This window comes from Arsenophonus nasoniae, assembly GCF_004768525.1.
GTDB lineage: Bacteria > Pseudomonadota > Gammaproteobacteria > Enterobacterales > Enterobacteriaceae > Arsenophonus > Arsenophonus nasoniae.
The window spans coordinates 2097000-2110876 of the sequence record NZ_CP038613.1 but is presented as its reverse complement, the minus strand read 5'-3'; the positions used below and the strand labels follow the sequence as shown (position 1 = coordinate 2110876).

Sequence of the window (13877 nt, the reverse complement as noted above, 5' to 3'; positions counted from 1 at the left end):
ATGGTTTTATGATACTAATATTAACTCGTGCTGAGATAGAAAATATGGATGAAATTGACCGATTAATTAAAGAAGAAGAATGTGAATGGTTAACTTCGCTAGGTAGAAATCATAGATATTATTTAGAAAAAAGGGGCAGATTTCCTTTAAAAATAAATATAGGACTACAAACCAGATTATACCGATTATCCGAAGTTCAGGCTTGGATAAAAGGCACATGGAAACCTGAATAACTAGAACGTATAAAAATTAAATGTCATGAATTGAACCCCGTTAATCGGGGTTTTTTTATTATGGAGAAGAAATAATGATAACGGTTAAATTTACTGAACCTACCAGAGAAGAAAGACAATTTATTTTAGATGAATATGGTCAAAAGTATGATCGCCGAATCAGGGAAGCCGAATGTAAGCAGATATCTGGTTTATCCCGTTCCCGTCGATGGGTGTTAGAGGAAGAAGGAAAATTTCCTAAGCGTATACCTATGGGAAAGAACTCCGTCTCATGGCTATTAAGCGATGTTCTATGGTGGGCACGCAATCCGCCAGAGGTGAAGAACGTGAATAATCCTTACAGCCGTCAATCTCACTGATGAGGGGAAAAGTCCCCTTTTTGGCAGAAAACCTAAAAAACCTGTATCACCTGTACCAATTACATTTAATCCGTTTAATATCAATTAGTTAATTAGGTATAGGTAGATAAAATACCTCTAAAAACCTATAAAGACCTGTAACAACTTAAAGAGGAAGTAGATTAAAAAAATTCTTTCCTTTCCCTGGCAGGCAGTGATTACCGAAAGTCCCCTTTTTCTGACCAAGCAGCATGACTCACCGCTCAATTAATTAAATAAGGTTCAATATGAACATTCAAAACACGGTGAATAACCGTGAAGGGCTTCTTTATGCCAAAAATCAGGGGGGCGATATATTTAATCGCCTGAACAAGTCGACCTACAAAAAAAGTGTAGGTCACTACACAAAAAGTGTAGTTCAGAAATTAAACAACATGGGTGTACAAGCCATTAGAGAGGTGCGAACAAAAGAAAGCATTAAAAACAATAGGTTGATTCAATTTGTGCAGTATACAAAACAACCATCTAACCGCAGCTTAAAATACCTCATCTACTCAAATTTGAGTAGTGCAAAAAATAACCATTCATCATTAAGAGGAACGGTTAATAAACAAACAAAGCGAGTGGCTCATGGTCACTCAGAACATCAAGGAAATTTTTCTCTGATGATGAGGCTACCCGATAATATCGGGTTGGTTGGGTTGGCTGGATTGGCTCAGAAGCAATCAGCGGAATATGTATCTAAGCGATTTCAGCCTTTAGGGGATGCCTCTTTTGTCTAGTTCTTTACGGATAATGCGTTTCATCCATCCTGAAACAGAAGCATCGCCGTCTTCTAATAATGCTGTTTTATTCCTTAGCAGCTCCAAGTGGCGGTTCAACTCGAAATTAGAAAACTGCGTTATTTCGTTTATCCTTTTCCTGTATTGACACTTGGTTTACTCCTATTATACTGTGTTTATTTGTAACTACAAGTGACTATGGCATTGTATAAAAGACAACGCCCTACAGTCGTACCACACTAGCAGGGCGCCTAACCACAACGATAACTGGAGTAACAGTTATGGCTTCGTATAAGTCTACCTAAACTCGCCCTAATTTTACAGATACTTACTGGATTATCCCTCTAGATTCCAACATTCCCTACGGCAAAGTGTCATTAACCCGTCGTGAGCGCAGATTATTTCATGTGCTGGTCAAAGGTGATCGGCTTGTCTTGTCAGGCCTTAAGCCTGTACAGGAGGTGGCTTATGTGTAATAGCTCACTTCCAGCGGCTTATATTCACCCTCAAGACAAATTAAATGTCATAGCGACATTGCTTGAGACGATGGAATATTTATTTAGCGATCCGAAGTCACAAGACATTGCTTTCGCCCTACTCGAATATGCCAGGGACTTGGCTAAATCTCGTCAGGATTTAGAGGAGGTGACATTATGAATAGCGCTTATGTCAATAATGACAATCTTCTTCACTATGCAACCATAACGGCATCTTTGCTTAATTGTATCAATCAGATAGCAGTAGAAAAGGATAATAGCCTAGCCTTTTATCTATCTGATTTAGTGTTTTTGGCGTCTGAAAGGGCTAATACCCTCGTGACCATGCTAGACATGGGTAAGGAGGGACAACATGTCTAATTTTGTCGCTATCCATAATCGGGCGATGCCTGTTGTGGAGTACCAAGGTAAGCGTGTTGTTACTTTTGCCATGATTGATAAGGCACATGATCGCCCTAAAGGAACTACACGAGTCGCATTTAACCGCCATAGAGAACATTTTGTCTATGAGGAAGATTATTTATCGATTCCAGTATCTCTAAAGTATCAATTAGATACTTTAGGAATTTCTGTGCCAAACAGGGGGCTAACGGTTCTAACTGAATCAGGTTATTTGTTAATCGTTAAGTCATTTCGTGATGAGCTTTCTTGGAAAATACAAAAAGAGCTAGTCAATGTTTATTTCCGCCGTAACACCTTAGGTGAACTCCGTCATGTTGATATTCCTTCGCTTGAAGAGTTAAGCCAGATGAAACCGGAGGAAGCGCAACATCTTGTCGTTAAGGCAGAGAAGGACTCTTATCTTGGTCATGGTAAGCCAGGCAGTGCAGCGATGACCCTACGCCGTAGAGAGCTTAAGCGCCTTCGTCCAGCCATCAAAACCGTTATTGAACTTTCCCAACTGTCTATCTGTGATTTAGGTGATTTCACCAAGGGGGTACATCATGGCTGATATTCAGCATTACCTCATAGCGGATAATTTACAGGCGATGAGCACTAAAGATCTAAGAGAAATGAAAGGTGCTTGTGAGGCAGGGTTTGATGGGATTATGTCAGGGCTAAAAGCCTTTGGTGAATGCGCATATTGGGCATGTAGCAATGAAAACTATGCCGATAGTCAGGCGAAAGCGGATTTATGCCGGATGAGTGAGGCGTTGATGTGCTTACCTAAAATTGCTCAGGCACTCATTATCAACGCAGAAAACGCCCAGTTCACACTCTATCAGCGTGAAGGATTCCCTGTATCGGAGGGCGTGAGATGAACATGACACAATATGACGAACAACCATTAATTACTTTTAGCGATGGCTATAACTCAGGGCGGGATAATACCTTTAACGCTAAGAATACACGGGCTTTTCTTAAGGGAAAAGTGAAGCCCCAATTTATAAGAAATCCTGGGATTAACACTTATGTCAGTGGCTCAAAGCACACAGGCACTAAGTCGAAAAGTGTAAGCGCAAACAGGCTAAAAAAAGGAAGGGGTCAAGATGAGCTATAAAATAAAACCATTGGCAAAATGTATGCCTTACACATTTAAACGAACAGGGGCATATTGAAAAATAACGATTCCTGTGGCGGATATCCCTAATCGTGTTAATGAGGGTCATTGGGATGATGACCCTAAGTTAATCCTGAAATTAATCGATGAATACTGGAAAAAAAGACGATTTTAACAAAGCCGATGTGATCACGTCCGTACGCTGTGTTATTTCGGCTATTTTCGTTATGCAATGCAACGTTAAAAATGGTCAGCCTTACTACACCCATAAAAACTATCACCTTCCTATTTTTCTGGCGACTGAACGCATGGGCATGGAGAATAATATTGAAGGCGCTTTTTATTCTAGGGAGACCAAGGAAGACGCAGAGCAATATATTCTGACGTTTTATCGAAACATGCTAGAAGTCAGTAATGCTAAGTGTTTAAAACTTTCCTTTATGGGGCAAGAAATTTTAGCCCAACTCCATAACCTATTTATCGATGATGTGCTTAACGGCAATGTTCAGCCCGTTGCTGTGGTGCATTAAGGGGGAAAGATGACATTAATCACTTTAAACTTTCGCCTGAATGCACGGGCTAACGCTTTTTGCTAAGGCAATCTATCAGGATGTAAGAGCAGAAAACGGCGGAGACTGGTTTACCTTATACACCGAAGATGACGCTATTCATGTTGATATTATCGACGGCGTAAAAGGGATTCGGAAGCTGGTTGATACTTATGCATTAAAACCGTTGAAAGATGAATACAAATCTTGGGAATCTGTCGCTGAACAAATACTTGACCTGTGCGTTGAGAACGGCAAGTTGTCAGGGATGGGGCTTGATATGTGGGTTGACATGATGAATGACATGGCGGATAGCGCTGCTGCTCAGGAGGATAAATCATGAGAAATATTGATTTAATCCGTCAGGTTAAGCAGCAGGCCACAGGACGTTGGCAAGGTATATTAGCATCACTGGGGGGCAGAAGTCCCCTTGAATCGTCATACCGCTTGTCCAGCTTGTGGGGGTAAAGACCGCTTTCGCTTTGATGATAAGGAAGGTAACGGCACATTTATCTGTAATCAGTGTGGTAGTGGTGACGGACTGGATTTAGTGAGACGGTTATTTAATGTTGATGTCACGGAAGCGGCTAAGGAAGTGGCTAAGGTTATTTCAATACCTGTCCAAAAAAGAAACGACTATATCAGATAAACCGCCTTTAACGGATGCTATTAAAAAATCCGCAAAGTTATTAGAAGAAGCCACATTAGGTCAATCTCAGTACTTAATACTCAAAGGTCATACCTGTTCAGTTAAGCTATTAAAAGATGGCTCGATGATATTACCCGTAAAACAGGGTGATAAATTACTGGGTGCTCAGATTATCAGAGCTAACGGTGAAAAGCGCTTTATCTCAGGCACAAAGAAAAAAGGTGGCTATATTCCCGTCGTTGATTTCACTGGAACGCCCGATACGGTGTTAATTGCCGAAGGATATGCAACCGCTTTAACCGTGAGCCAGTTGCATGAAGGCGTGGTACTGGCAGCGCTTGATGAAGGTAATTTATTACCCGTTGCTACATGGGTCAGGAAGCATTACCTCAATCAAAATCATTATTGCGGCGGATAATGATGTTAAGCCCGATGAAGCCAATATTGGCAAGATTAAAGCGGAGAAAACCGCAAAAGTGGTTAATGGTTGGGTCACCATACCGCCAACCAAAGAAAAGCTGATTGGGATGATTACCGTCAGCAACATGGGATTGAGGCAGCAAAACAGGCGTTTATAGAGGGGGCGTATCAAGTTGAGCCTGACAAGCAAAAGACGGGTAACAATCTTTCTCAAATGGCAGACAATGAAAAAGCCTTGTTGCTGGCTGAACGTTATGAGGGGATCGCTGTACACAGTGATAGTAAGGTATTTTATCGCTACGTATCAGGGATATGGGAAAAAATTTCCCACCTTGATCTGGCTCGTGAAATGGGCAATATCTATTGTCAACATAACACCAACTTTAGCAACCGAGCGGTTAATAATGCGGTGGAGGCATTGAAAATTATTGTCCCTAAGTTGGGTAAGCCTTGTAACGATGTTATTCCTTTTGCTAATGGTGTCTTTAATATTAAAACTAAAGTATTTTCACCACACCAGCCCGATAACTGGTTATTAAATCACAATGGGATTGAATATAGACCCGCCCCACCCGATGAAAATTTACGGATCATGCCCACATTTTCATAAATGGTTAGATCATGCTGCTAATCGTGACCCGTATAAAATGAAACGGATTTTGCAGGGTTATATATGATTTTAGCTAACCGCTATGACTGGGAACTGTTTTAGAAATTACAGGAATAGGCGGAAGCGGTAAAGTGTTTTGCCCAAATAGCCACTTTACTCGTAGGTGAAGATAATACCGGAAGTAGCAATATGGCCGCTTTAGATACCGCGAGAGGGCGAGCACAATTCGTTAGTAAACGATTGATCACCATCCCCGATCAACCGAAGTACATAGGAGAAGCCACGGGAGCAAAAGCCATAACAGGCGGTGATTTAATTGAAATTGACCCTAAATATGAACATCAGTATAGCACTGTAATAAGAGCCGTTGTTATTGCAACAAATAATACCCCTATGATATTCACTGAACGTGCAGACGGTGTAGCCCGTAGGCGAGTGATATTCCAGTTCAATAACAAGGTAAAAGACGAAGATAAAGATTCTAGGTTAGCGGAAAAGATTTCAAGTGAGATCGCTGTCATTGTACGTCGATTGTTGGCAACTTTGATGATCCAGAAGACGCAAAAGCGTTATTACTTGAACAAAGGGGATCAGGGGAAGCGATAGAAATCAAACGGGAAAGTGACCCCTCATCGATTTTTGCGCCTATCTCATTACATTAGAAGCTGCTAGCGGTATGATGATGGGGAACGCCAATATTTACCCGCCAGTGCCAAGGAAATATTTATACCATGCTTACACGGCTTATATGCAAGGGAACGGTAATAAAAACGCCTTGAGTTTAACCGCCTTTGGACGCTCGATTAATAATGCGCTTAAAGAACTGGGTAAAAGGTATATTAGAGAAAGAACAAAACATGGATATAGAACAAATCTGGAATTAAATGAAGTGGAGGCCGAAGATTGGTTGCCAAGTGTACCTTAACATAAATTATAGACACCGTAATATCAAACCAGCATCAGCCAATACTAAACAAACAACGCCAGCCAGTAAAAGGCTGGCTTTTTTATCTGCCTACCAGGGAAAGGAAAGAATTTTTTATTTAAGTCGCGTTAGACAAAAAATAGATGCGTATAAAACTTTTTGGTAAAAACTGTTCATACTGTTCACCAATTCAATAAAAGATATATATATCAATAAATTAAAGGGTGAACACTTAACTTAAAACTATTCACCAAGTGTTCACCACTGTTCACCTTTTATGGGAGGGGTAATGAACAAAAGTTTTCTAACTTCAATTTATTTATAAATAAAATTAATATTTATTTAAGTTGGTTAATAAAATAATTTTTTAATCTTGTAAGAAAAATAAAAGATGGAAGTGTTTATTAATATTTAATAAAAGTGTTTTGATTGTTAATGATTGCAAATAAATATATTATATATCAATACGTTATACTATTATTGCCTGAACTAAAGCAATCCATAAAAAGGTGAACACTTTATTGAAAGGGTGAACAGTGGTGAACACTTAACACAAAACTATTCACCACATAATTTATTGATATATATATCTTTTATTGAATTGGTGAACAGTATGAACAGTTTTCCAGTTTTTTTTAATTATATAAAACGCACGCTAAAATATTTTTATTTTTTCTCTGACATGAGAAATATTATTAAATAAATTTTATCTTTTCGAAAGAGAACAAGGATCATCATAAAAATTCTTTCTTTTCCTGGTAGGCAGTGATTACCGATTGTCCAAAATAGCTCATGATGTTTTCACTAAAACGGGTGCAACCCTTATTAATGTTTTAATAAATAATTAATGTAAAGTTATGTAAATTATTGGTTCTCATGTTTTCTCATCTTTTGCCTTCCTGTGAGGTTGTTTCCTGTTATTTTTCATCATGTTAAATTGAGGTTCCTGATTCATGCAGGTGTATTTTGAAATATTCATGGTTACTAAAAGCGGTTAAGGTTTATATCACCTTCCCTTAGCTGCTTTTTTTCTGCATGTTCAGTCAAGACAATCACTGCATGCAGGAGCCAACCTTGAAAAGACTACTTGAATTACGTCAGCAAAAAGCCGATTTAACGGCACAAATGCGATCAATGCTGACATTAGCAGAAACAGAAAACGAACACTGACCGAAGATGAAGCTAAAACTTTGATGCGTTGCGTCATCAGTCGGAAACCCTCAATACTGAAATCGCCCGTTATGAAAGTCTCGCTGATGAAGAAAGAACATTAGCGGCAAAGCCTGTACAAAAAGAACAGGGAAATGATGCATTAAGGCATTATGTTTTGACAGGGGAAACACGCGGGCTTTCGACTGGGGTTCCGGCTGATGGTGGCTATACCGTTATCCCTGAACTGAATAAACAGATTATGCAACGTCTCAGTGATGAGTCCGTCATGCGTAAAATCTGTACTATCAAGACCACTCACAGCAACGAATATAAGCAACTGGTGTCTGTTGGTGGTGCCGTGATCAATCACGGTGAAGAAGGCAAAGCCAGAACCGAAACCGCTACCCCTAAACTGGAAGAAGTGAGTATCAAGTTATTTCCTGTCTATGCCTATCCCAAGACAACACAGGAAATTCTGGATTTTAGTGATGTCGATATTTTAGGCTGGTTGACCCGTGAAATCGCTGACACCTTTGTTGATACCGAAGAAACCGATTTAGTCAGTGGTAACGGTACAAAGAAAGCAAAAGGATTTCTATCCTATCCCCGTGATACGAAAGCCGATAAAGCGCGTAGTTTTGGCACATTGCAAAAGCAGGAAGTGACCAAACTGGAAGCCGATAGCCTGATTGACCTGAAATTCACGCTAAAAAATAAATACCGTAAAATGCTGTCTGGGTGATGAACTCAAACACCGCTGCCAAAGTACAAAATTGAAAATGGCAATGGTGATTATATCTGGCGTGAACGGTTACAAGTGGGTGATCCTGATAGTCTGTTGGGTTTATCGGTTCATTACCTTGAATTTATGAATGATGATGTGATAGCGCTGGGTGACTTTAAACGTGGCTACACCATTGTTGACCATCAGACAGGCACCCGTACACGACCTGACAATATTACTGAGCCTGGCTTTATCAAAATTCATACTGATAAATATCTCGGTGGTGGATTAGTCGATTCCAATGCGATTAAAGTGCTTGAGGTTAAGGCATAACGCCATGAAATCAACCGATTTTGAAATACGCACGGCAGGCATCACCGCTGATGAAAAAAAACTAATGGGCTATGCGGTTAAATGGAATAGCCGTTCACAACTGTTGTGGGGTGAATTTATTGAAACCTTTGCCCCCCTATGCGTTTAAAAACAGTCTGGGAAAAGGAACAGATGTAAGGTGTCTGTTTGAACATGACGTAACTAATCTATTAGGGCGTACCGCGTCGAGTACGTTACAACTGGCTGAAGATGAAACGGGGTTACGGTTTGCGCTTACCCCGCCTGATACCCAATTAGGCCGAGATGTTCTAACACTGGTTGAACGGGGGGGATATATCCGGTATGAGCTTTGCGTTTAGGACGATAAAAGACCATTGGGAAATTGGTGAAAAGCCTTATCTCAGAACGGTTATTGAGGCTGAATTGCTAGAAATCACGATCACCAGTTTACCCGCTTACCCTGAAAGTGGTGTCGAAATTGCCAAGCGTTCACTCAATGCTAATCGCTCCAAACCCACGCATTTGTACAATCGGTGGCTACAATTATCTGAGGTGGAATAATGTGGCCATTCAGACATAAAAAGGCAGAAGAACGCAGCCTTAGTATTGATGAGTTCCTGTCACTGGCTGGCATTCCTAACAGTCGGTCAGGCGAATATGTCTCACCGATAACCGCAGAAGGCTTACCCGCTGTTATCAATGCCGTTACGGTGATTAGTGAAGCGGTGGCGACGATGCCCTGTTTTTTATATCGGGTACACAATGATAAAGGTATGGAATCACGGGAATGGCTAAGTAACCACGTGGTAGATTATTTGCTCAATGAAAAACCAAATGATTGTCAAACACCTTTCCAGTTTAAACGAACCCTAATGCGCCATTGCTTACTCAATGGTAATGCCTATGCGCTTATCACATGGGGTAAAGACGGACAGCCCGCTTCATTACATCCTTATCCGCCGAGTGCGGTTGTACCTGAACGATTAAGTGAGCACCGTTACCGTTATACGATAACCGAGCCATACAGTGGTCAAGTCCGTATCTGTCTGCAAGAAGAAATCTTACATTTACGTTACGCCACGGATGATGGGTTTATGGGACGTTCACCGATTACGATTTGTCGGGAGACATTAGGTTTAGGACTAGCCCAACAGCGCCACGGCGCGAGTGTGATGAAAGATGGCATGATGGCAGCAGGGATTATTAAATCCAATGAGTGGCTGAATGATGCCAAAGGGCAAAAAGCCCTTGACGCGCTTGAACGTTATCGAGGCGCAAAAAATGCGGGTAAAGTGCCAATCCTTGAAGGTGGAATGGGATATGAAAAATTAGGCATGAGTAATCAGGATGCAGAATGGTTAGCTTCCCGCCGTTTTACGATAGAAGATATCGCCCGCATGTTCAATGTCAGCCCTATTTTTCTGCAAGAATATTCCAACAGTACCTACAGTAATTTTAGTGAAGCCAGCCGCGCGTTTTTAACCATTACCATGCGCCCTTGGTTAGCGAATTTCGAACAGCAAATCAAATCGGCACTACTACTTAATGTTCCGCAATCCGGTATGCGTTACCAAGTGGAATTTGACACCGCCGATTTACTCAGAGCCAACCCAAGAGAGCGTTTCTTAAGTTATGAAACGGCGATTAAATCCGGTGTGATGTGCCCCAATGAAGCCCGTGAACGGGAAGGCTTACCGCCTCGTGATGGCGGTGATGAATTTAGTCAGGCGTGGAAACAGCATATTGAGGTTAAGAAACATGCGGAGGACAACGCATGAGAGCAGGACGATTAAGACATCGTGTGACGATTCAGAAACAAGAGATTACATACGGTAATCTAGGTGACCAGCGAGTAACCTGGGTAGATGTTGAAGATGTCTGGGCAGAAGTAAAAGCGCTACGCGGTCAGGAGTTATTAACCTTTGGTACTCGCTATCCTCAAGCCATCGTCAAGATTTGGATGCGTTATCGTCCTGATATCACGATTGACAACGCCATTGTGTATAAAGGTGCTAATACACTGGGTTCTCGATTTGAGATAGCCGTTGTTTTATCCGATGCACGCCAATCAAGATTAGAATTGATTTGCAAGGGAGGAGGACGATTTGATTAATGTAAAAATCCCTTTAAATGAAATCAAACAGCATTGTCGATTAGAAGAGAGTTTTACGCTGGATGATAAATTATTAACCACGTATGCCGAAGCAGCACTTGAAGCCTGTCAACAACATATCGGCAAACGGTTTGATGAAGGATTGACATTCACGCCAGCAATTAAGGTTGGGTGTTTGCTCTATATCGGATTGCTCTATGAGAATCGGGAAATGGCAACAGATGTTGAGCTTAAAGAAGTCCCTTTACGATTAAATCGTTATGGTCAGTGTATCGAGATATTGGAGTGTATTAAATGCCGTATCAACCATTAAAAGATGTACAGAGCCAGGCTGTAGTACCCGAGTGAAATCGGGTAAGTGCGAGGCGCATAAACGAGCAGCCAGACGCAGAGTAGAAAACAACGTGGAACGCATACCCAGCGTGGCTACTCCAGCCAATGGGCTAAATATCGTCTGATTTATTTGAAGGAGCATCCTCTTTGCGTGAAGTGCGAAAGTCAGGGGATATATACACCCGCTAAAATCGTTGACCATATCATCCCAATCGATGGAGATAGCGATGTACTGTTCTGGTGGCAAGATAACCATCAATCATTGTGTCAGGGATGTCATAACCGCAAAATTATTCAGCAAGATCCAATAACTAAAGCACAGCGTAAAGCTGGCATGTTCCGTGAGCAGGAAGAAAAAGCTGCTCATCGTAATGACTGGATACACGAGTATAACCTTAATGGACGAATATCAGATAAATCAATTGATTAAGGGATTACTTAGACATAGCCAAGGTTATCGACGCGTTAAGCCAAGCGCGAATAAATCCTACGTTAAACGATTGGCTCAGCGTGACCGTGAGCTAATGGAATGTTTTAGGAATCAGCCTTGGGAAGTAGGGGGTGGGGGAGTTAAATATGACAACCCCCTATTGCGCTGGGACCGCACGTCAATCGAATTTTTTATGCGCGGTCATTTTTTTGAAAATAAAACAATAAGGAAAACAGTAGATTATGGCAAGAGCACCCAAAGCACCTAGCTATCTTGATGAGATTGCTACTACAGAATGGAAAGCTAAGGCAAAATTCGTTGCAGAGCGTAACGACCTGAACCCCACTGATTGGAGTAGCTTTGAGCTGTATTGCGTCAACTATTCCATTTACCGAAAAGCCGTTGCAGACCTCGCAGAACGCGGATTTAGTATCGCCAACAGTCAGGGAAGCGAAAGTAGGAACCCCGCATTAAGCGCCAAAGCTGAGGCAGAAAAAACCATGATAAAAATGGCCTCCCTATTAGGTTTTGACCCCGTATCACGTCGCCGTAATCCGGTAGAAATGCAAGAAGAAGATGAACTTGACCGATTGGCATCAATACGCTGAGCGCGTCAGAAATAGCGATATTCCGGCCTGTAAGCGCTTAAAACAGGCGGTTAATCGTTATTTTAATGACCGCAATAATCCCGTTTATACCTTCGATACGCCAACGGTAGCACGTTTTATCGCTTTTTCCCGTCTCTGCCCCCATGTAAAAGGACATCTTCGAGGTAAGCCCATTCAATTAGAACCTTGGCAGCAATTTGCTATAGCGAATATTTTAGGATTCAAAGAAGTTAGCACGGGAAGAAGAAAATATCGTAGTGCGTATATCCAAGTGCCAAGAAAGAACGCTAAGTCTACATTGGCTGCAATACTGGCTAATTGGTTTTTAATCATGGAAGGGGCAACAGGATATTTATACGGCAGCCGTGAGTCGAGACCAGGCACGCATTGTTTTGATGATGCCCGTCAGATGTGTTTGCTATCCCTAGCCTAAAGAAACGGCTGACTATCCAGCAACATAAAATAATTTATCCTAAAATAACAGTTTGCTAAAGCCGCTTGCTGCCAAAGCTGCCACCATTGAGGGCACTAATCCGAGTCTGGCGATCGTCGATGAGTACCATCTACACCCTGATAATGCGGTTTATTCCGCGCTTGAGTTAGGGATGGGGCACGCCCTGAAGCACTACTTTTGCCATTACCACCGCAGGGAGCAATGTTATTTCAGCCTGTAAACAGCACTATGATTATTGTTGTCAGATATTGGACGGTGAAGCGCAGAATGAATCACTCTTTGCCCTGATTTATGAACTAGACGAAGACGGTGAGCTTGATGATGAGCATAACTGGGTTAAAGCCAATCCTAATCTTAATGTCTCTGTAGAAAGTCATGCCCTGAACGATACGATTAAAAAAGCAAGGGGAATTCCCTCACAATGGACAGAGATGTTAACCAAACGATTTAATATCTGGTGTCAGGGTCAAACGCCGTGGATGGGTGAAGGGGCTTGGGCTGCCTGTCAACGGGACTACAAGGAAACGGATTTAAAGGGACAAACCTGTTATGCAGGGATGGATTTATCCTCAACAAACGATATTACTAGCGTCTGTTATACCTTCCCACAAGAGAATGCGCTCTTGCTATTGAGCCGTCACTATATCCCCGAAGCGCAATTACAGAGTCCAGCGAATAAAAATAGAGCAATCTATCATCAATGGGTGCGGTTAGGCTGGCTGAGAACCACCAAAGGCGATTGTATTGATTATGACCGTATCAGAGATGATATTCTCAAAGACAGTGAGCAGTTTGAGATTAAGCTCATTGGCTTTGATACGTGGAATGCGACTCATCTTAGAACGCAATTACAGGGTGCAGGTTTAGATGTTGAACCCTTCCCACAAACCTATATGCGTTTAAGCCCTGTCGCCAAGTCAGCAGAAGTGTTTGTTAATCGTCAGAATATCCACCATAACGGCGACCCTGTTTTAACATGGGCGATCGCAAATGTAGTGATGGAAACCGATGCAAACGCCAATATTAAACCGAACAAGAAGAAATCGGCTAATAAAATCGACCCGGCCTTAGCGTTTCTGATGAGTTTTGGCACATGGCAGATAGAGCATGAGGACTTTACCTTTAGTTTGACCGATGAGCAGAAACAACGATTAGCTTCATTTGATGGGGTGTAGCGGGTTTTTATTAGCGCCCCGGATAATCTTAAACAAATTTCTCTTCTGATTA

Annotated in this window: 13 protein-coding genes and 6 pseudogenes; all 19 read left to right on the top strand. The window is 41.7% G+C overall.

Annotated features, from left to right (window positions below; translation table 11 throughout):
* Positions 1 to 8 precede the first annotated feature (8 nt).
* The 19 genes and pseudogenes from ArsFIN_RS10620 (at position 9) to ArsFIN_RS10530 (ending at position 13825) form a co-directional block, all read left to right on the top strand.
* A complete protein-coding gene (locus ArsFIN_RS10620; RefSeq protein WP_026824086.1) occupies positions 9 to 233 on the top strand; it encodes a helix-turn-helix transcriptional regulator in 225 nt (74 codons plus the stop codon).
* A gap of 74 nt (positions 234 to 307) precedes the next feature.
* The gene (locus ArsFIN_RS10615; RefSeq protein WP_026823957.1) at positions 308 to 592 is read left to right on the top strand and encodes a helix-turn-helix transcriptional regulator; all 285 of its coding nucleotides are present in this window, start codon (positions 308 to 310) and stop codon (positions 590 to 592) included.
* 266 nt (positions 593 to 858) lie between these two features.
* Positions 859 to 1353 (top strand): hypothetical protein, encoded by a 495-nt coding sequence (locus tag ArsFIN_RS10610; RefSeq protein ID WP_135677712.1) that lies wholly within the window; start codon positions 859 to 861, stop codon positions 1351 to 1353.
* Between the two features lie 468 nt (positions 1354 to 1821).
* A complete protein-coding gene (locus tag ArsFIN_RS10605; protein WP_026824156.1) occupies positions 1822 to 2010 on the top strand; it encodes a hypothetical protein in 189 nt (62 codons plus the stop codon).
* Positions 2007 to 2210 (top strand): hypothetical protein, encoded by a 204-nt coding sequence (locus ArsFIN_RS10600; RefSeq protein ID WP_026824155.1) that lies wholly within the window; start codon positions 2007 to 2009, stop codon positions 2208 to 2210. The genes ArsFIN_RS10605 and ArsFIN_RS10600 overlap by 4 nt, the downstream gene beginning before the upstream one ends.
* Positions 2203 to 2802 (top strand): ORF6N domain-containing protein, encoded by a 600-nt coding sequence (locus ArsFIN_RS10595; RefSeq protein WP_026824154.1) that lies wholly within the window; start codon positions 2203 to 2205, stop codon positions 2800 to 2802. Before ArsFIN_RS10600 ends, ArsFIN_RS10595 begins: the two co-directional genes overlap by 8 nt.
* Positions 2795 to 3112 carry a hypothetical protein gene (locus ArsFIN_RS10590; RefSeq protein WP_135677549.1) on the top strand — a complete coding sequence of 106 codons (318 nt, stop codon included), beginning with the start codon at positions 2795 to 2797 and terminating at the stop codon, positions 3110 to 3112. The genes ArsFIN_RS10595 and ArsFIN_RS10590 overlap by 8 nt, the downstream gene beginning before the upstream one ends.
* A complete protein-coding gene (locus ArsFIN_RS10585) occupies positions 3109 to 3351 on the top strand; it encodes a hypothetical protein (protein WP_135677711.1) in 243 nt (80 codons plus the stop codon). Before ArsFIN_RS10590 ends, ArsFIN_RS10585 begins: the two co-directional genes overlap by 4 nt.
* 146 nt (positions 3352 to 3497) lie before the next feature.
* Positions 3498 to 3881 (top strand): hypothetical protein, encoded by a 384-nt coding sequence (locus tag ArsFIN_RS10580; protein WP_135677710.1) that lies wholly within the window; start codon positions 3498 to 3500, stop codon positions 3879 to 3881.
* Between the two features lie 40 nt (positions 3882 to 3921).
* Positions 3922 to 4242 carry a hypothetical protein gene (locus ArsFIN_RS10575; RefSeq protein WP_135677709.1) on the top strand — a complete coding sequence of 107 codons (321 nt, stop codon included), beginning with the start codon at positions 3922 to 3924 and terminating at the stop codon, positions 4240 to 4242.
* Positions 4239 to 6503 (top strand): annotated as a pseudogene (locus tag ArsFIN_RS10570) (primase-helicase zinc-binding domain-containing protein). Before ArsFIN_RS10575 ends, ArsFIN_RS10570 begins: the two are co-directional and overlap by 4 nt.
* 1198 nt (positions 6504 to 7701) lie before the next feature.
* Positions 7702 to 8712, top strand: a pseudogene (locus ArsFIN_RS10565) (phage major capsid protein).
* 4 nt (positions 8713 to 8716) lie between these two features.
* Positions 8717 to 9273, top strand: a pseudogene (locus ArsFIN_RS10560) (HK97 family phage prohead protease).
* Positions 9273 to 10490 (top strand): phage portal protein, encoded by a 1218-nt coding sequence (locus ArsFIN_RS10555; protein ID WP_135677489.1) that lies wholly within the window; start codon positions 9273 to 9275, stop codon positions 10488 to 10490. The pseudogene ArsFIN_RS10560 and the gene ArsFIN_RS10555 overlap by 1 nt, the downstream one beginning before the upstream one ends.
* The gene (locus ArsFIN_RS10550) at positions 10487 to 10825 is read left to right on the top strand and encodes a phage head closure protein (protein WP_026824207.1); all 339 of its coding nucleotides are present in this window, start codon (positions 10487 to 10489) and stop codon (positions 10823 to 10825) included. Before ArsFIN_RS10555 ends, ArsFIN_RS10550 begins: the two co-directional genes overlap by 4 nt.
* Positions 10821 to 11119 (top strand): annotated as a pseudogene (locus ArsFIN_RS10545) (head-tail connector protein). Before ArsFIN_RS10550 ends, ArsFIN_RS10545 begins: the two are co-directional and overlap by 5 nt.
* Positions 11120 to 11588 (top strand): annotated as a pseudogene (locus tag ArsFIN_RS10540) (HNH endonuclease).
* Between the two features lie 242 nt (positions 11589 to 11830).
* The gene (locus ArsFIN_RS10535; RefSeq protein WP_135677454.1) at positions 11831 to 12196 is read left to right on the top strand and encodes a phage terminase small subunit P27 family; all 366 of its coding nucleotides are present in this window, start codon (positions 11831 to 11833) and stop codon (positions 12194 to 12196) included.
* Positions 12171 to 13825: pseudogene (locus tag ArsFIN_RS10530) on the top strand (terminase large subunit). The gene ArsFIN_RS10535 and the pseudogene ArsFIN_RS10530 overlap by 26 nt, the downstream one beginning before the upstream one ends.
* Positions 13826 to 13877 lie beyond the last annotated feature (52 nt).

Coding starts and splice junctions, on each gene's coding strand:
- ArsFIN_RS10605 (WP_026824156.1), top strand. CDS start 1,822: ATGTGTAATAGCTCACTTCCAGCGGCTTATATTCACCCTCAAGACAAA.
- ArsFIN_RS10550 (WP_026824207.1), top strand. CDS start 10,487: ATGAGAGCAGGACGATTAAGACATCGTGTGACGATTCAGAAACAAGAG.
- ArsFIN_RS10615 (WP_026823957.1), top strand. CDS start 308: ATGATAACGGTTAAATTTACTGAACCTACCAGAGAAGAAAGACAATTT.
- ArsFIN_RS10580 (WP_135677710.1), top strand. CDS start 3,498: ATGAATACTGGAAAAAAAGACGATTTTAACAAAGCCGATGTGATCACG.
- ArsFIN_RS10585 (WP_135677711.1), top strand. CDS start 3,109: ATGAACATGACACAATATGACGAACAACCATTAATTACTTTTAGCGAT.
- ArsFIN_RS10535 (WP_135677454.1), top strand. CDS start 11,831: ATGGCAAGAGCACCCAAAGCACCTAGCTATCTTGATGAGATTGCTACT.
- ArsFIN_RS10590 (WP_135677549.1), top strand. CDS start 2,795: ATGGCTGATATTCAGCATTACCTCATAGCGGATAATTTACAGGCGATG.
- ArsFIN_RS10555 (WP_135677489.1), top strand. CDS start 9,273: ATGTGGCCATTCAGACATAAAAAGGCAGAAGAACGCAGCCTTAGTATT.
- ArsFIN_RS10620 (WP_026824086.1), top strand. CDS start 9: ATGATACTAATATTAACTCGTGCTGAGATAGAAAATATGGATGAAATT.
- ArsFIN_RS10610 (WP_135677712.1), top strand. CDS start 859: ATGAACATTCAAAACACGGTGAATAACCGTGAAGGGCTTCTTTATGCC.
- ArsFIN_RS10600 (WP_026824155.1), top strand. CDS start 2,007: ATGAATAGCGCTTATGTCAATAATGACAATCTTCTTCACTATGCAACC.
- ArsFIN_RS10575 (WP_135677709.1), top strand. CDS start 3,922: ATGCACGGGCTAACGCTTTTTGCTAAGGCAATCTATCAGGATGTAAGA.
- ArsFIN_RS10595 (WP_026824154.1), top strand. CDS start 2,203: ATGTCTAATTTTGTCGCTATCCATAATCGGGCGATGCCTGTTGTGGAG.